Genomic DNA, 17845 nt, shown 5'->3' with positions numbered 1-17845 from the left:
CAGTGATACGGATCACTGATAGAAAGGTGCTGAAATGTCGAACACTGGCGAGCACACGGGCGGCGTGCCCGTTAACAACGGATCTGCCACCGATCAGCAGGCAGGCGACAAGGCGGGGGCTGCGCGCACAGTTACGTTTGCTGCATCACTGGGTGCAATGTTCCTGATGGCCACCAGCGCCATCGGCCCGGGGTTCATCACCCAAACCACGGTGTTCACGGTGGAGATGGGCGCGGCATTTGCGTTCGCCATCCTCGTCTCGATCTTGGTAGACATCGCCATCCAGCTGAACGTCTGGCGCGTGCTGGGCGTAACCGGCAAGCGGGCGAACGAACTGGGTAACGAGGTTCTGCCGGGCCTTGGCTGGGTCATGGCCGCATTCGTGTTTGTGGGCGGTCTGATCTTCAACATCGGCAACATCGGCGGAACCGGCCTGGGCATCAACGCGATGCTCGGCTGGGATCCGTTGCTAGGCGGCGGATTGTCAGCCGCTATCGCCATCTTCATCTTCCTGTCCAAGCGCGTCGGCATGGCTCTGGATCGCATCGTCGTCGGTCTGGGTGCCATCATGATTCTGCTGATGATTTACGTCGCAGTCGTCTCCGCACCGCCGCTGGGCGAAGCTCTGAGGAACACAGTGGCGCCGACTGAGGTGGACTTCCTGGTGATCACCACCCTCATTGGTGGTACCGTCGGCGGCTACATCACCTTCGCGGGAGCACACCGCATGATCGATTCCGGGCAGACCGGCGTGCAGAACGTGGGGACGATTACCAAGGTCTCGATCTCTGGCATCGTGGTCACGGGTGTGATGCGCACGCTGCTGTTCCTTGCCATTCTGGGCGTGGTTGCTTCGGGCGTGACGTTGGCCGGTGACAACATGGCCGCGGACGCGTTCCGCCACGCAGCTGGCGACATCGGCGTGCGCTTCTTCGGCGTGGTGTTGTGGGCGGCAGGCCTGACCTCCGTGGTGGGTGCCTCCTACACGTCCTTGACATTCGTTACTCCGCAGTCGATGAAGAAGTCCACCTTCAACTGGCTGGTCATCGCATTCATCGCTGTGTGTGCCGCGATTTACCTGATTCTGAACAAGGCCCCGCAGAAGCTGCTGATCTTCGCTGGTGCCTTCAATGGCCTGATCCTGCCGATCGGCTTCGGCGTGGTGCTGTGGGTGGCCTGGCGCCGCCGCGACCTGCTGCAGAACTACAAGTACCCGACCTGGCTGCTGGTCATCGGCGTGATCACATGGTTGCTGACGGTGTACCTGGGTATTAGCTCCATGAGCAAGCTGCCGGGGATCTGGGCTTAATAGGGCCCAGAGTAAGAAAGAGACGTCGAAGAGAAAGGAAGGCAGGGGGAAAGCGACATGCAGGAACGAGGCAACACCCAAGAGCTCGCAGAGGCAGGGCACCGGAACGAACCGGGGGCGCTCTCGCCGCAGCAGGCACGCGAGATTTTCCGCGGTGGCACGGTGGCTCATACCTCCGGCTACTCGCGGGGCTACGCGCAGGCGAACCTGATCACGTTGCCCCAGGAGCAAGCCTTCGACTTCTTACTTTTCGCACAGCGTAACCCCAAGCCCTGCCCGCTGCTCGGAGTGCTAGAGGCCGGGGAGGTCTCCTCCGAGCTGCTGACCGAAGGCGACATCCGCACCGATATTCCGCTGTACCGCGTTTACCGCCAGGGGCAGCTGGAAGCGGAGGTACCGGACGTGCGCGACGTGTGGCGCGAAGATCTAGTCAGCTTCATCATCGGCTGCTCCTTCACCTTTGAAACAGCGCTGCTAGATAATGGCGTGCCGGTGGAGCACATCGCCCAAGGCAAGAATGTGCCTATGTACCGCACCAACATTCCGACCAACCCGGCTGGAGTGTTCTCCGGGCCGATGGTCGTTTCTATGCGTCCGATCCCGGCGGCCCAGGTGGCCGACGCGGTGCGTATCACCTCTCGCTACCCGGCGGTGCACGGGGCACCTGTGCACGTGGGCGATCCCGCCGCCATCGGCATTGAAGACCTGAACCACCCCGACTTCGGCGAGGCCGTGGATATTCCGGCGGGCACCATCCCGGTGTTCTGGGCCTGTGGTGTGACCCCACAATCGGTGGTCATGGAATCCAAGCCAGAGTTTGCGATCTGCCACGCGCCAGGGCACATGCTGATTACTGACGCGCGTGACCTGCAATATCAAGTGCCCTGACCAGATGCTTTTGGTTCTGCAGGGGCGGGCTAGCCGAAGTAACATTCGATGTTGTCCCGTGTGTGCTGCAGGTGTTCGGCCAGCTGATCCGCGGCCTGTTGCCAGCGCTCCTCCGCGATCAGGTTCGTCACCGTCCGATTCTGGGCGATGAATTCAATGTGAAACTGGTGGTTCAGGCGGTTGGCTCGGGCGAAGCCCAAGCGCATCTGCGCAGAAATGCGATCCATTGTTTGGTTCAGACCTTCAGCGCCGGCGCTGGCGACGATCGCACGGTGGAAAGCCTGGTTGGCATCAGCGATCGCACGGATATCCTCGTCGGTCGTCTGTGGCAAGGCGGAATCCCGTAGGTTCTCCGCTGCGGAAACGATCCCATCCAGCTTGTCCAGCCCCTCCCGCTGGCCCCACAGCAACGCTCCCGGTTCCAGCACCAGGCGGCTGGCGTACATGTCGCACAAATCCTTGCGCGTGGGTTCCACTATGAAAACCCCTCGGTTGGGGATCCGCTCCAGCAGCCCCTCCGAAACCAGGGTGGCGAAAGCCTCCCGCAAAGTGTTGCGGGATATTCCCAGCGACTGGGCAACATTCACCTCGTTAAGCTTCTCGCCCGGCGCGTAAGCGCCGGAGGCGATGCCGTCGAGGAGGGCGGAGTGCGCGATGGCCGACTGGGAGTGCATAGCAGTACAGCTTATTACGCAACGGTGCTCAAGATTAAGCGATGTGGCCCAGCGCGTCGCCCTTGGACACATTGTCGCCCGGGTTCAACTGTGCCAGGGCGATGGTGCCGGCTGACTTGGCCTCTACCGTGGACTCCATCTTCATTGCCTCGATTGTGGCGATCGGTTGCCCGACCTCCACGGAGTCCCCGTCGGCGACCTGCCACTTCACCAGCACACCAGTGTAGGGACACTCCACCGCGTTGCCGGCGGTAGAAGCGCCTGCCCCGGATTTGTCGGCGCCAGCGTTGGAACCAGCAGCAGACGAGGTTGAGGTGGCGTCAGCATCGGCCAAAGGGGCGTAAGCAACGGCCGAAGGCGCGGCAGCAACGCCGAAGGAGGAAGGAACGCTTACGCGGTGCAGGCGGCCGTCGATCTCCACGGTCAAGGTCGTCCGCTCCGTGTACGCATCCTCGACGTCCTCTGCGGAGGAACCAGCGTAGCCCGCGCCGATGCCCGGCTCGTACTCCTTGTCCACCCAGTCGGTGTACACCTGCAGCTCATCGCCGCAGAACGCGGGGTGAGTAACGATATCCTTGTGGAAGGGCAGCACGGTGCGCACACCCTGAACACGCATCTCGGCCAAGGCGGCCTGGGCGCGGCGCAGGGCGACCTCGCGGTTCGGCCCCTTAACGATCAGCTTGGCCATCAGGGAATCGTAGAAGCCCGGGATCGTGGAGCCAGCACGCACACCGGCATCTACGCGGATGCCCGGGCCCGTCGGTACCTCAAACTGGGTAACCGCGCCGGGGGAGGGGACGAATCCATTGGCGGCGTCTTCCGCGTTGATGCGGAACTCGAAGGCGTGGCCATCGCTAGCTGGATCCTCATCGAAGCTCAACGGCAGACCAGCGGCGATGCGGAACTGCTCGCCGACAATGTCCACACCGGTCACGGCTTCGGTGACTGGGTGCTCGACCTGCACGCGGGTGTTGACCTCCAGGAAGCTCACGGTGCCGTCCTCGGCAACGATGAACTCCACCGTGCCTGCGCCCGTGTAGTTCGCGGCCTGGCAAATGTCGCGGGAGCCCTCGATGATGTCGTTACGCTGCTTATCGGTCAGGAACGGTGCCGGGGCCTCCTCGACGAGCTTTTGGAAGCGGCGCTGTACAGAGCAATCGCGAGTGCCGACGACGCGCACGTTGCCGTGCGTATCGGCCAGCACCTGTGCCTCGACGTGCCGGGGCTTGGTCAGGAACTTCTCCACGTAGCACTCGCCCCGGCCGAAGGCTGCTTTGGCCTCGCGCCCTGCGGACTCGAAGGCGGCCTCGATGTCGTTGTAGTCGTGCACAACCTTCAGGCCACGGCCACCGCCGCCAAACGCCGCCTTGATGGCGATGGGCATGCCGTACTTGTCGGCGAAGTCGCGGGCCTGCTCCCAGTTCGGGATCGGATCCGGGGTGCCGGGCGCCAGCGGGGCGCCGACCTCGGTAGCCAGGGCGCGGGCGGCAACCTTGTTACCCAGGGTTTCAATGGCCTCCGGGGCCGGGCCGACCCAGGTCAGCCCTGCCTCGGTGACGGCACGGGCGAAATCCGCGTTCTCGGAGAGGAAGCCGTAGCCAGGGTGCACGCAGTCCGCGCCGGTGCGCAGGGCGATGTCCAGCAGCGCCGGGATGTTCATGTACGTCTCGGCTGCAGTGTTGCCGGGCAGGGTGTAGGCCTCGTCGGCAATCTTGGCGTGGAGGTTGTCTACGTCTGCCTCGGAGACAACGGCGATGGAGCGGATGCCTAGGTCTCGGGCGGCGCGCGCGATGCGGATGGCGATCTCGCCTCGGTTGGCGATGAGGACGGTCTTTAGTGGGAAGGTCTCTTGGCTCATTAGTAGGTTCCTCGCGGTTGTCGGTGTACTTGTCGGTGTACTTGTTGTCGTTCGTGTTGCGTTAGGTTGTTCTATCGGGCTTGTGTCATGTTTGCTTACGCACTTGTTATGCACTTGTGCCCGCGCCAGCTTGCGGGTCGAACTCAATCAGTTCGAAGCGCACCGTGTCTCCTGGCGCCAGCTGGCCCGCCTTGTCCAGGTCTTTATCCACGACCGTGGCGATCACGGGGTAGCCGCCAGTCACCGGGTGGTCTGCCATGAACACTACGGGCAGGCCATTCGGCGGGACCTGAATGCTGCCGCCGACCATGCCTTCGCTGGCCAGCTCGCCGTCGCGGCTGCGCTGCAGTGCTTCAACCTTTTCGTCTGCCTCACCGTCTGCACTGCCCTCCGGCAGCGCCAACCGCAGGCCCACGCGGTTCGACTGACCCGTCACAGTCCACTCGATCTCGGTGAAACGTTGCAGCTCCTCGGCGCTGAACCAGTCGTCTCGTGGGCCGGCCACGCAGCGCAGCACGTTCGTGCCGTCAAAGGGATTTTCCGTCGCCGTGCCCACGGAGGCCTTGGCGGTGCGGCGCCCGGCCTTCAGCACATCCCCAGTTGCCACGGGCTGCGGTCCCAGGCCCGAGAGGATGTCGGTAGAGCTAGAGCCCAGTACCTCGTCCGTCACCAGCCCGCCGCGCACGGCCACGTAGCTGCGTAGTCCATTGCCCAGTCCGCCGGCCGGCACGACCTTCAGCGTTTGCCCGGCCTTCACTTGCACCGGGGCGCCCAGCTCGAAGGTCTTCTGGCCAATCGCGATCTCGGCTCGCGCGCCGGTCACGCACACCGCGGTATCCACCAGCGCTTCCAGTTCGAGGCCGCCGATGTTTTCCAGCACCGTCGCGCGCGAGGCGTTGCCGACTACATCGTTCGCCGCCCAGGCGCTTGCCCGATCGACCGCCCCGGAGCTGTTCACACCGATGTCGCCGTGGCCCGCGCGCCCGGAATCCTGGAACAGGGTTTGCAGCCCGGCATCCACAACCTTCACGCTCGGGCGGACGGGAACTATAGGTTTCTTGTTTGTGGACGCCCTCCCGCCCGCGCCGGCCGCAGCCTCCTTTACGGCGCCAGCGTTCCCACCGTCTGAGGCGGTAGAGGCGCCTGCATCGGCGCTAATGGATTCGCGCACCTGGCGGTAGCGCACCGTATCGCCCGGCTGTAGCAGCGCAGGCTGCTCGGCATGCGTATCCCACATCGGCTGCGTGGTGTGGCCCAGCAGTTGCCACCCGCCGGGGGAGGTACGGGGATATACGGCGGAGAACTGTCCGGCCAGGCCGACTGCGCCAGCCGGGACGGCCGTGCGCGGGGAACTGCGACGAGCAACATCCCAGGTGTAGGTCTGGTCGTCTTCCGCGGGTACGCAGTAGGTGAAGCCCGGGGCGAAGCCGCCGAAGGCTGCTAACCACTTCTGCTGGGTGTGGCGAGTGATGAGCTCCTCGGTGGAGACGTCCATCAGTTCTGCGACATCCGCCAGGTCCTCACCGTCGTAGATGACGTCGATGGTGACCTCTCGCGGGGTGGTCTCGGCGGAGCTCTGCGGATGGAAGTCCTGCAGGGTACGCAAGCCGGCGATGGCGGAGGAGTGGGCGTCGAAACAAACCAGCACAGTGCGCGCCGCGGCGATGGCTTCGACCTGCCCGGGCAAGGGGATGGCGACAAGTGATGCGTGCCAAGCCATGACTGTGGCCAAGTCTGGCAGGTCGACGATGACGGCACGGGTGCCGACGGGGGAAACAGAGTGGCTCACAGGAAGCTCCCAATGGTGATGTCGTTGGCCTTCAGTTCGGCGGCGATGCGTTCTGCCATCGCGACCGCGCCGGGGGAGTCGCCGTGGACGCACACCGAGTCGGCGGTGGTGCGGATGGTGGATCCGTCGATGGCCTCGATCGTGCCCTCCTCGGCCATGCGGACCACGCGGCGGGCGACGACCTCCGGGTCGTGCAGCACAGCACCGTTTTCGCGGCGGGAGACCAGGGTGCCATCCGGGTTGTAGGCGCGGTCGGCGAATACCTCGTTGATAACGCGCAATCCGGCCTTTTCCGCGTAAGTGGCGGCGACAGCGCCGGGCAGCAGCATCACGGGCAGATCTGTGCCGAAGGCTTTAATGCCCTCGATGACGGCCTTAGCCTGGGCCTCGTGGTGGACGATCGTGTTGTACATGGCGCCGTGGGGCTTGACGTAGCGCACCTGGGTCCCGCGAGCTTTGGCCAGCGCGTGCAGAGCGCCGACCTGGTACAGAACCTCGTCGGCCAGCTCGGCGGGGGAGTAGTCGATGAAGCGACGGCCGAAGCCGGCCTGGTCGTTGTAGCCGACGTGTGCGCCGACGGCGACGTTATTCTCGGCCGCGGCGGCGAGGGTGCGAGAGATCGCGTGGGCATCGCCGGCGTGGAAGCCGCAGGCGACGTTGGCGCTGGAGACGATAGCCACCATTGCTGCGTCATCGCTGACGGGGTTGCCACCGGTCGTTTCGCCGAGGTCGGCATTCAGATCGATGGAAAGCGGGCTGCGGGCGGTAGACATGTGATCGACTCCTTGTATGGCCGGAGGCCGCGGATCGTCGCGCCGCCGACCGGATTGTTCAACAATGTGCGTGCCAGTTTAGTGACCTACACAACCATTGTGAAATCAATCACCCGCTTTTCGCAATGGTGATCTGCGTTAGTTTTTGCCCTTCGCGGCTTTAGCTTCTTCCAAGACGTACACGCTGCGGTTGGCCTTCTTGGCCTTATCCACCTGATCCAGCAGGCCCTCCAGACGGTTCCATAGGTTCGTGCTGATCGCCCGCTCCGCGCGCTTCCACACCTTCGCATCGCTAGTACCCCACGCCACCGGCATGGGAGAGATCTCCTCGTACACCTTCGACCCGCGCGTGGGGCGGTAGCCGGTCACGGCCATGGACGGCACTCGCGCGCCGACCTCCCGGGGAACACCCGGTACAGAGGTGACGGTGCGGTAGGCCAGGGCGGGGACGGTTGTGGCTGGGTCCGCGGAGGCATCTACAAGCATCAACAGCACCATGTCGCGTGCGTTGACCTCCGCGATCATCGCCGGTGCTAGCTGGTACATGTCAAAGTACTGCTGCGGCGAACCCATCTTGCGGGGCAGAACCGGAATCAGAATCAGGCACAGCAGTGCGAACACGCCGAGGGCGAAGCTGATCGCGATGGCCCACCAGTTCGACCCCGCGGTGATCAGCAGTACGGCGATGATCACCACGAGGACGGCGGCCAACACTCCTGCCGAAACCTGCATGCGCTTCGCATCTCGCAGAAATTCGTTGTGCTTGCGGGCGTATTCGTCATCGACCTCGAAGTCGAAGTCGACCTGCATTGGTTGCTGAGCGGCGGACATAGAGCTCCTTAAAGCGAAGGGATCTAAAGGTCGAAGGAATCGACGATGCGGTAGCCGTAGCCCTGCTCAGCCAAGAAGCGCTGACGGTGCGCGGCATAATCTGCGTCTAGTGTGTCACGCGCGACGATGGAGTAGAAAAACGCCCCACCGCCGTCCGGCTTCGGGCGCAGGATGCGGCCCAGGCGTTGCGCCTCCTCCTGACGCGAGCCGAACGTGCCGGAGATCTGGATGGCCACGGATGCGCCGGGCAGGTCGATGCTGAAGTTCGCCACCTTGGAAACCACCAGCGTCTTCAGCTCACCATCGCGGAACTGCTGGTAAAGCTTCTCGCGCTTGGCATTGCCAGTCTTGCCGTCGATGACGGGCACATCCAGCTCCTCGGCGATCTCCTCCAGCTGGTCGATGTACGCGCCGATGATGAGCGTCGGCTCGTCCGGGTGCATGTCCATGATCTTGCGTACCACCTTCGTCTTCGTCGGGGTGGTGGCGGCCAGGCGGTATTTGTCGGATTGCTCGGCGGTTGCATAAACCATCCGCTCTGCTTCGGTCAGCTGCACGCGCACCTCGGTGCAGTCCGCCGGGGCGATCCAGCCCTGCGATTCGATGTCCTTCCACGGGGCGTCATAACGCTTCGGCCCGATCAGGCTGAAGACGTCACCTTCGCGGCCGTCCTCGCGCACCAGGGTGGCAGTCAGCCCCAGACGGCGGCGAGACTGCAGGTCGGAGGTCATGCGGAACACCGGGGCGGGCAGCAGGTGCACCTCGTCGTAGATGATCAAGCCCCAGTCGCGGGAGTCGAACAGTTCTAGCGCCCTGTATTCACCCTTCGACTTGCGCGTAACCACCTGGTAAGTAGCGATGGTTACGGGGCGGATCTCCTTCTTCTCTCCGGAGTATTCGCCGATTTCGTCCTCGGTCAGGGAGGTGCGGCGCACCAGCTCGTCCTTCCACTGTCTGCCCGCGATGGTGTTCGTCACCAGGATCAGCGTGGTGGCCTTTGCCTTGGCCATCGAGGCCGCGCCGACCATCGTCTTGCCGGCACCACACGGCAGGACGACCACACCCGAGCCGCCCTCCCAGAAGCTATCGGCCGCCATCTCCTGGTAGTCGCGCAGCTGCCATTCTTCGTGTTCCTGCGACAGCTCGATGGGGTGTGCCTCGCCGTCGACGTATCCCGCCAGGTCCTCTGCGGGCCAGCCGACCTTCAGCAGTTCCTGCTTGAGCCTGCCGCGCTCGGAAGGGTGTACAACGACCGAGTCCTCGTCGATCTCCGCGCCCAACATGGGCTTTATTTTTTTGTGACGCCGGATCTCCGTCAGCACAGCCCTGTCCGTCGTCTCCAACACGAGCCCGTGCGCGGGGTGCTTGATGAGCTTCAGCCGCCCGTAGCGATCCATCGTGTCGGCAATGTCGATGAGCAGTGGCTGCGGGACGGGGAACCGCGAGTAAGTTTCCAGCACGTCCATGACCTGTTCCGCGTCGTGCCCGGCGGCACGGGCGTTCCACAGCGCTAGCGGGGTGATGCGGTAGGTGTGTACGTGCTCGGGTGCGCGCTCCAACTCCGCGAACGGCGCCAGCGCGGTGCGCGCCTCTTGCGCCTGTTCGTGGTCGATTTCCAGCAGCACTGTCTTGTCCGACTGCACAATGAGCGGTCCGTTTCCAATGCCCACGCTGTGTGTCACTTCCTTTTTGTTTATCGACGCCACCGCGACGGTGTTGCTCAAGCCAAAGACATCATTTTACGCTGCAGTGGTGCGAACTCGTGCTCCACTATGCTGAGACCCATGATTGCTCAGACGGGAAATCTGCGCCAATGGCAGTATTTCGTGGCTTTAGCGGAGACCGGTAGTTTTACAGCGGCGGCAGCGCGACTGGGAGTGAGTCAGCCGCCTGTCTCCAATGCCATTAAGCGCTTAGAAGCTGGTGTAGGTACACCGCTATTTATCCGAGGGGCGGGGGAAGTGAAACTAACCGAGGCAGGGTTGACCTTGCTTCCATATGCCCGGGTGATTAATCGCGATCTTCAGACTATGCATTCGATGATTGACGGTATCCGAAGTGGTGCGCAAAGCGGGTTTCGTTTGGCCATCAGTAGTGCGCTTCCAAGCGAGATAGGATCGCGTATTGCAGCAAAGGCACAGCAGCATGATGGAGTAGTTTTGTCGTCACTGCCTTCTGTTGAGATTCTTGCCCGTGTTGAAGAAGGCGCTATTCATGCGGGGCTTGTTCAAGCTCCGGTTCCCTTGGGTACTCACCGCAGTGCGAGGCAGTTTTCTCTGTCACGTGATCTAGTGGTGCCGCCGGGGTATTCAAGGTTGGATAAGACCTTGTCTCAATTGAATCTGCTGGTGGAGAACCTGAATGACAATTCAAGTGCAGCCAGTGGTTTGGCGAGAGAGCTATTTCGGTCGGGTGTGTCTTGCGAAATTAATGATTCAGAGGATGCTCTAGGTAGGGGCTTATTGATTGGAAGAGGGGAGGGGATGTCTTTGGTATTTCGCGGTTTTCACCAGTTTGACAATGCTATTGAGCTTCCTTCCCGTTTCGATTTTTCCGTGGATGTAGTGGTTCGCCGAGGTGGGATGGACAATGGCGCCGAGGCCATGGCGGTCGCCGAAAGAATTTGTCGAAGGATTAACCAATGACTGCACGGATGGAGATGGCCCTGGAAAACGTGTTGACGCGGTCGGGGTGTGAGGGATGGTGGTGTGCATCGCGACTGCACGATGGGGTGACTATCGGACGCAAACAAGACGAGAAAATTACGGTGGCATCCTTATATAAAATCCGGCTCCTCCACCTCACTTTGGAAGCGATTCAACGAGGTGATCTGGATCCTCGTCTTCGTGTTGACGTTGCACCGTCCAAAGGAACTTACGAAGGGTATGGGTTCGCTGCCTTTGATGACGCAGTGAACGTGAGTCTCCGAGACTTAATGAAACAAGTCGCATCGGTGTCAGATAACGTGGCCGCCCACGAGATTTTGCGTCTACTGCCTGCGTGGGCTCGAGAAGCATTTCTTAAACGGTTTCCACCTCATTATGACTTGCAAGATCGGAATAGCTTAGTGACGGCGGAGAAACAATTGCGTCAATATGTTCAATCCCAAGGGGGGAGAAGTACAGATATAGCGTTTTCTGCAGTCTCTTCGTTGGCGGAAATAACTAATGACTTGGAACAGGTTTGGAAAGACGATAGTGCAGCGGTACGTCGATCTATGTGTGAACTCTTGGGGTTGCAGGTGTGGCGTCACCGTGTTCCTTCAGGCTTTCCTCCAAGCGGCGTTGATATCTATGGAAAAACGGGCACTGTAGGACTTCTCCATGGTGAAGCTTCGATTATCCAGGTTGAGGGCGAGGAGCCCATTGTGGTGTCCATCATGCTGAAACAGGTGGTGCCAGAACAAGCAATGAGTACTCACGATGGTGCTATTGGCGAAGTGGCTAGACTGCTCGTGGACGCTCTTCGTTAGAATTTCTGCCACTTGAATACACACTTCTACCATCGCCTATATGTAAATGAAATGAGACAATTGCATTATGTGATATTGGTGGCATCCAATGCGTCTCACTTAACGTCACTCCCATGATGACTAAGCACAATCGTTTCCGTCAGTCGGTGATTGCACTCTGTTCGCTCTCCGCAGTGATGTTGAGCAGCTGTTCAGCTCTACCGTGGGAATCAGACTCAGACGTATTTCTCAAAGCTTTCAACGCGGGAGATGACAGCAAGGCTGCACGGTATCTGGATCATCCAGACCCGGAGCGCGCCCTTCATGAATTTCGGCAGTCACTACATGGTGTGAAGGTCAACATCGAAAAATCTGATATTTCCAATGGAAAGCAGAATACTCATGTGACTTGGTCCAAAGATGGTGTGGAGTTGGAGAGCAATGGTCGGCTCGTCCTTAGTGGACAGGATGGTAAGCCTCAATGGTTGCCTTCGATCTTCGAAGCTCAGTTGAGCGATGATTCCGCACTCTTTTTTGCTGAAGATAAACAGTACGATCTTCCAATTAAAGATCGCTTGGGCAATGAATATATGACCTGGACGAAAGTTATTCAGGTACGAGGTCGCAAAGACATAGCCTCTAGAGCGCAGGAATTGGCCCAGATTTTTGCACCAGTGTCTCCCACAACGACTAAGGAGTGGATCGAGCAGACCTTGGGAGAGTCTCAGGATGAAGACACCGTGCTCCTCACTTTGAGGCAGGAAGAATTCCGGAAGATACAAGAGCAACTTAGGACCTTTGAGGGAATTTCCACTGTGGAGCAGGGGCGTCTCTTAAGCGTGTCCAAAACTCTTAACTCTCCGCTGGATGCTGAATTGAACAAATATTGGGAGTCAGTGCTCGATGCTAATTCAGGATGGTCGATACGCGCTGAGAGTTCACAAGGTATGACGACGGTAGCCTCTGAGCCGCCTCGCCGAGTTCAGCCAATCGCAACCACTCTGGATAACACACTGCAAAGCGCAGCAAAACAAGCAGTGGACAGTGAGCAACGTGCCGCAGTTCTAGTCGTGCTCAATCCTAGAACAGGAGGTGTCCTTGCCGTTGCACAAAATGACAAGGCAAATAACCAAGGGCCAATCGCACTCACCGGGCTATTCCCACCGGGATCGACGTTCAAAACTGTGACCACAGCGGCGGCACTAGAGGCAGGGGTAGTCAGCATGGATGAGGAACTACCTTGTCCTAGCAATATCACCGTCGCTGGACGCAAGATTCCCAACGATCATGACTTCGATCTAGGTAGCGTTCGACTGGAAGAAGCTTTCGCCCAATCATGTAACACAACCCAAGCGGTCATTTCGGATCGTTTGGGAGAAGATGATCTGCAACGGACTGCTTTAGAACTCGGAATTGGCTCCGACTTCGACGTACCAGGGATGACCACACTTACTGGTTCGGTGCCGCGGACACCGGCTGGACCTCCTCGTGTGGAGGCTTCTATTGGACAGGGCGAGGTTCTAGCTAGTCCATTTGGGATTGCGCTCATGCAATCGACTGTCGCTAACGGCGGCTTGCTTGTTCCTCCACAGCTCATTCAAGGCGAACAGACAGTAGTGAATAAACAGGCAGACCAGCATGTCAGCGATACAACTATTCAAAGCCTCCGGACGATGATGAAATCAACAATTGACCACGGTTCAGCTAGGTCGTTGAGTGATCTTAGTGCACTTGGCGGAAAGACTGGTACAGCAGAAATTGATGGCAAGCTTTCCAATGGCTGGTTCGCTGGAACGACAGGGGAATTGGCGATTGCGTCCCTTGTAATCGAAGGAGATTCTTCTCAGCCAGCTGTGGAAATGGCCGGGCGTTTCCTTCGCTCGCCGGATGTTCAGAAATTCTCTGGAATTCAATAAACTTGCGTCATAACCTCTAGCACGGCACGTCCACCGCAGCGATGCGGTGGGGTTGGATCGTGAGGCTCTCCCCGGTGGATTCGAGCACCGCGGAGATGGTGGAGGGGGTCATCATCACGATGGAGATCCAGTCATGGCTGGTGGCACCCGCATAGTCCACGTAGTGCAGGCGCACCTGTGTGCCCGCGGTATAGGCGCGGCGCAGCTCGGACATGATCTCCCGCGGCGAGCGGAAGGTCCGGGTGTCCGAGGCCTTCGTGCCGTCCGCCGGGTCCACGGCGATGGCCTGGTCGTGGGCGCGGCGAAAACCCTCCACGGCGCCGTCGATCTCCGAGGCGATCTCGGTGGAGTCCCCAGTGATGTCCATGATGTTGCGCTGGGGAGTATCCACGCGAGACGGGACACGAGCCGAGTGGGGTTCGGTGGCGGAGCCCTGCTGGAATGCCCTGGTGGCGTCGTCAATCAAATACCGCAGGGACTGGGGAACGGACGAGAGACCGCCGGGGGACATGCGATCCAGGAAGGCCTCGATGTCCTTCCATGGGGCGTCATAGCGCTTCGGCCCGATTAGGCTGAAGACGTCGCCTTCGCGGCCGTCCTCGCGCACCAGGGTGGCGGTGAGCCCCAGGCGGCGGCGGGACTGCAGGTCGGAGGTCATGCGGAACACCGGGGCGGGCAGCAGGTGCACCTCGTCGTAGATGATCAAGCCCCAGTCGCGGGAGTCGAACAGTTCTAGCGCCCGGTATTCGCCCTTCGACTTGCGGGTAACCACCTGGTAAGTAGCGATGGTCACGGGGCGGATCTCCTTCTTCTCTCCGGAGTATTCGCCGATTTCGTCCTCGGTCAGGGAGGTGCGGCGCACCAGCTCGTCCTTCCACTGTCTGCCCGCGATGGTGTTCGTCACCAGGATCAGCGTGGTGGCCTTTGCCTTGGCCATCGAGGCCGCGCCGACCATCGTCTTGCCGGCACCACACGGCAGCACTACCACGCCCGAGCCGCCCTCCCAGAAGCTATCGGCCGCCATCTCCTGGTAGTCGCGCAGCTGCCATTCTTCGTGTTCCTGCGACAGCTCGATGGGGTGTGCCTCGCCGTCGACGTATCCCGCCAGGTCCTCTGCGGGCCAGCCGACCTTCAGCAGTTCCTGCTTGAGCCTGCCGCGCTCGGAAGGGTGTACAACGACCGAGTCCTCGTCGATCTCCGCGCCCAACATGGGCTTTATTTTTTTGTGACGCCGGATCTCCGTCAGCACAGCCCTGTCCGTCGTCTCCAACACGAGCCCGTGCGCGGGGTGCTTGATGAGCTTCAGCCGCCCGTAGCGATCCATCGTGTCGGCAATGTCGATGAGCAGTGGCTGCGGGACGGGGAACCGCGAGTAAGTTTCCAGCACGTCCATGACCTGTTCCGCGTCGTGCCCGGCGGCACGGGCGTTCCACAGCGCTAGCGGGGTGATGCGGTAGGTGTGTACGTGCTCGGGTGCGCGCTCCAACTCCGCGAACGGCGCCAGCGCGGTGCGCGCCTCTTGCGCCTGTTCGTGGTCGATTTCCAGCAGCACAGTCTTGTCCGATTGGACGATCAGGGGGCCGGTGCCGATGCTCACTAGCTGGATGCTCCTAACGGGGTCTGGGGGTTGCTCTAGTCGGTTCTGGTTTTAGGACAACCCTCTAGTGTAGTCCTCCCCATGCTCTTTTACGGAGGCGATTGCTCCCCCAGCTAGAACTCCACACTACTCAACCGGTGGGGCTGCACGGTGAAGCTCTCGCCACTGATCTCGGAGACCACGGCGATGGTTGACGGGCGGATCATCACGATTGAGACCTGGTCGCTGGCCTGCCTGCCCTCGTTGGTGACGTAGCTGATGCGTACGATGGTTCCGGCGGAGTATGCCCGGGAGATCGCCGCCAACATTTCTTCCGGCGTGTGCACAATGCGCGTGCCGTCGAGCTGGCCTTGTGCATCTGGCTCGCTGGTCGCGCCCGCAGCGTTGGCACGTTCGTGGCTGCGGCGGAATCCTTCGATCGCGCTTGCGATGACCTGCTGGCTATCGTCGCCCATGTCGTCGGCACTGTGGATGGCTGCTCGATGGGTAGCGGAGTGCGGTCCCGGGAGCGTCGGGGCGGCGACTCGCGACAGCACTGGCGCGTCGGCGGTTGCTTGGCCACCTTCCAGGCGTAGCTGCACGCCCATGGCCTCCAATCGGTCGACCACAAAAGATAGCTGAGCTGCGGAGACCGCCACCGTCGGTGCAATCTTTCGCAGCCGCAGGCCGTCGATATCCGGGAGCGACAGAATCTGATCCAGCGCCGCGGGTTCCTTGGTGCTCAGGTACATCTGCGCCACTCCGGCCGTGGCCTGCGAGAGGCTGCGCTCTGCATCGCGAAGCATGTAGTGCAACGCCTGGGGCACGTTCTGCGCCCCGCCCAGCGCGCGGCTATCCAGAAACTCCTCGATCTCCTGTGCGTCGAGCCCCGTCCGCAGCGCCCGCTCCACCGACTCTTTGGACATCCGCCACACGCTAGCCATGCCGCCGGATTCCTGGTCGCTGAACTTCGCCAGCATCGCCTGGTCGGCCGGGCGCAACAGCCCCGGAGCCATGATGGTGTGGTCTGTCTGCACAATCAGTTGTTCCACTGGCGCGGGTAGAATTTCCGCCAGCGCGTCGGCCAGATCTGCCACGGGGTCTGCGCTGCCGTTCAGCACGTCGCGCAGTGCACCCATTGCCCGGGTAGGTACAGTGTCTTTTCTTAACGACGCCAACACTCCGACCTCTTTCGCCTCCTCCCACACCGCATCCCAGGCGGCGTGTGTGGTGCGCCAGGCTTCGCCGGGGCGCAATCGCCAGAGCTCCCGGTGAAGCTCGGCGGGCTGGGGAGTGGGGGCGTCGTTAAAAAGGGCGGCGAAGGTGCGGCGCAGACCGCGGGCCGCGTGCGATGCGGTGCCGGCCTCGAAAGGGCGCGTGTCGGGGGCCTCGACTAACCACGGGGCGTAGGCGCTGCCAGCCCAGCCGAGCAGGAGGATGGCCCAGGCGCTGGCGGGAGAGGCCTGCAGAAAGTCGAGTGCGAGCTCCGTGGGCGCCCAGTAATCGCGCGCGGGCTGGCCAGCCGGGGTGGGGGTCGCCCGGCCGCAGCCGATGAGGTTCGCGTGGGCGAGCCAGGTGAGCAGGTGCAGTGTGGTTTCGGCAGGCTCGTCGCGGCGGCGGGCAACCTTGTTGATCTCGCGGGTGCCAATACCGCCAGAGGAAAGGGGGACAATCGGGTTGCGACCGAGATCCTCGATGAGGTGCCCAAGATCCTGGATGAGCTGGATGGCTTGGGCCGCACCAGCGTCGTCGGCGCGGGAGTTGCGAGAAGTAAAAGTAGGCGCCGGATCGGTTGTGTCGGCGTTGGCCTGCGAATCGGGCACGTAACAGCCGCCCGGGTCCGTGATGATCGTGCCGTGCAGCAGCTGCTGCACGCGGCCGGTGAGGCGGGCGGTGGTATCGTCCAGTTGATCCAGAATGCCTCTGCGAACCAGAGTGGGCAGCGGCTTGGTGGGGTCCGCGCCCTCGTGCAGAGATGTCGAATGGCCCACGCCCCCGCCGGCGGCCAGGGTGGAAAGCAGGCGCCGCTGGCGTGGCGGTAGCTCGTCAACCACCTGCGGCAGCTCGGCGGTGGGAATGGGGCAGCGGGTGGAATCGACCAGGCGCCAGAGCTGCTCCGTGGACGGTTCGAACATGCGGGGCAGGTGAGGAGGGACCTTCAGCTGTGTCGCCGCGCCGGGCAGTTCCGGGGTGGGCAGAGCGAAGTCTGGGCCAAAAACCAGCCCCCAGTGGCAGAGCGACTGTACGGCTTTGCGTACCTCACGGTCGTCCGGCCGCTGCTGTGCGGGAGTGCCGGCGATGTCCAAGAGCTCCGTGAGTGTGTCGCCTAGCTCTGCCACGGTGCACGGGTGGTGCACGGCGTCTAGTTCACAGGCGGCGTGGCAGACGGCCAGTTCTAGGGAGTTTAGGTGGATGAGCGCCGGGTCTGGGGAATCCTCGTATAGCTCCGCGTGGTGGCTACGACTGCCGGTGCTTCCGGGAGTGGACACTGCAGCAGAGAGTGTATCCAATGCGGCGCTGCTGCCGGTGAGGTTTTCCACGAAGGTAGTGGGGTTGGAGCTCAGTAGGCGAGTAAGCAGGTCCGCGAGAGCCTCGTCCGTCTGCCCGAATAGCCAGTCCCCGTAGGAGGGGAACCCGCTGCGGGTAGAGGCGGAGGAGGTGCCGGTAGGGGTTGAGTTCGCGGAGTCGGGGTGCATAATCGCACTATTTTAGCTTGAAGCTGGGGCTGCTTGGGGGAGGTGAATGCGGGGGATTGGTTGGGGGAGGGTGGAGGCCGTGGG

At 61.7% G+C, this 17845-nt stretch carries 13 protein-coding genes; 5 read left to right on the top strand and 8 right to left on the bottom strand.

All coding sequences use genetic code 11. The features are described 5' to 3' along the window. The first annotated feature begins 34 nt into the window (after nt 1–34). Together ACKFRT_RS06540 and ACKFRT_RS06535 are read left to right on the top strand one after the other, a co-directional pair. Nucleotides 35–1309 carry an NRAMP family divalent metal transporter gene (locus ACKFRT_RS06540; RefSeq protein WP_408924747.1) on the top strand — a complete coding sequence of 425 codons (1275 nt, stop codon included), beginning with the start codon at nt 35–37 and terminating at the stop codon, nt 1307–1309. 57 nt (nt 1310–1366) lie between these two features. Beyond that, the gene (locus tag ACKFRT_RS06535) at nt 1367–2197 is read left to right on the top strand and encodes a putative hydro-lyase (RefSeq protein ID WP_408924746.1); all 831 of its coding nucleotides are present in this window, start codon (nt 1367–1369) and stop codon (nt 2195–2197) included. Nucleotides 2198–2226: 29 nt separating this feature from the next. On the opposite strand, the gene ACKFRT_RS06530 is transcribed toward ACKFRT_RS06535, so the two are convergent. From ACKFRT_RS06530 to ACKFRT_RS06505, 6 genes are all read right to left on the bottom strand, one after another. Continuing rightward, a complete protein-coding gene (locus ACKFRT_RS06530) occupies nt 2227–2871 on the bottom strand; it encodes a GntR family transcriptional regulator (protein ID WP_296214653.1) in 645 nt (214 codons plus the stop codon). 34 nt (nt 2872–2905) lie between these two features. Then, nucleotides 2906–4729, bottom strand: a complete 1824-nt coding sequence (locus ACKFRT_RS06525) for an acetyl/propionyl/methylcrotonyl-CoA carboxylase subunit alpha (RefSeq protein ID WP_408924745.1) — start codon at nt 4727–4729, stop codon at nt 2906–2908. Nucleotides 4730–4835: 106 nt separating this feature from the next. Next, nucleotides 4836–6518, bottom strand: a complete 1683-nt coding sequence (locus ACKFRT_RS06520) for a 5-oxoprolinase/urea amidolyase family protein (protein WP_408924744.1) — start codon at nt 6516–6518, stop codon at nt 4836–4838. Next, complete coding sequence (locus tag ACKFRT_RS06515) at nt 6515–7291, bottom strand: LamB/YcsF family protein (RefSeq protein WP_296214660.1); 777 nt, start codon at nt 7289–7291, stop codon at nt 6515–6517. The genes ACKFRT_RS06520 and ACKFRT_RS06515 overlap by 4 nt, the downstream gene beginning before the upstream one ends. A gap of 138 nt (nt 7292–7429) precedes the next feature. Continuing rightward, the gene (locus ACKFRT_RS06510) at nt 7430–8122 is read right to left on the bottom strand and encodes a DUF3239 domain-containing protein (protein WP_296214662.1); all 693 of its coding nucleotides are present in this window, start codon (nt 8120–8122) and stop codon (nt 7430–7432) included. 23 nt (nt 8123–8145) lie between these two features. Then, on the bottom strand, nt 8146–9792 hold the full coding sequence (locus tag ACKFRT_RS06505; protein ID WP_408924743.1) for a DNA repair helicase XPB: 1647 nt from the start codon (nt 9790–9792) through the stop codon (nt 8146–8148). 114 nt (nt 9793–9906) lie between these two features. Here ACKFRT_RS06505 and ACKFRT_RS06500 point away from each other — a divergent pair, with 114 nt between their 5' ends. The 3 genes from ACKFRT_RS06500 to pbp2m all read left to right on the top strand — a co-directional run bounded on the left by ACKFRT_RS06500 (nt 9907) and on the right by pbp2m (nt 13489). Continuing rightward, nucleotides 9907–10767 carry a LysR family transcriptional regulator gene (locus tag ACKFRT_RS06500; RefSeq protein WP_012360809.1) on the top strand — a complete coding sequence of 287 codons (861 nt, stop codon included), beginning with the start codon at nt 9907–9909 and terminating at the stop codon, nt 10765–10767. Next, entirely contained in the window at nt 10764–11594 is an 831-nt protein-coding gene (locus ACKFRT_RS06495; protein WP_011273098.1) for a serine hydrolase, read from the top strand. Before ACKFRT_RS06500 ends, ACKFRT_RS06495 begins: the two co-directional genes overlap by 4 nt. 113 nt (nt 11595–11707) lie before the next feature. Further along, complete coding sequence (gene pbp2m, locus ACKFRT_RS06490) at nt 11708–13489, top strand: penicillin-binding protein PBP2M (RefSeq protein WP_011273099.1); 1782 nt, start codon at nt 11708–11710, stop codon at nt 13487–13489. 16 nt (nt 13490–13505) lie between these two features. Here pbp2m and ACKFRT_RS06485 read toward each other — a convergent pair whose 3' ends face one another. Beyond that, nucleotides 13506–15086: a helicase-associated domain-containing protein gene (locus ACKFRT_RS06485; RefSeq protein ID WP_011273100.1), complete on the bottom strand. Its 1581-nt coding sequence runs from the start codon at nt 15084–15086 to the stop codon at nt 13506–13508. Nucleotides 15087–15199: 113 nt separating this feature from the next. Next, complete coding sequence (locus tag ACKFRT_RS06480) at nt 15200–17761, bottom strand: helicase-associated domain-containing protein (RefSeq protein ID WP_408924742.1); 2562 nt, start codon at nt 17759–17761, stop codon at nt 15200–15202. Between the last annotated feature and the right edge of the window lie 84 nt (nt 17762–17845).

It is taken from the genome of Corynebacterium jamesii (genome assembly GCF_046097395.1).
Lineage (GTDB): Bacteria > Actinomycetota > Actinomycetes > Mycobacteriales > Mycobacteriaceae > Corynebacterium.
Note: the sequence above shows the minus strand (reverse complement) of the source record. Positions and strands in the feature narration are given on the sequence as shown.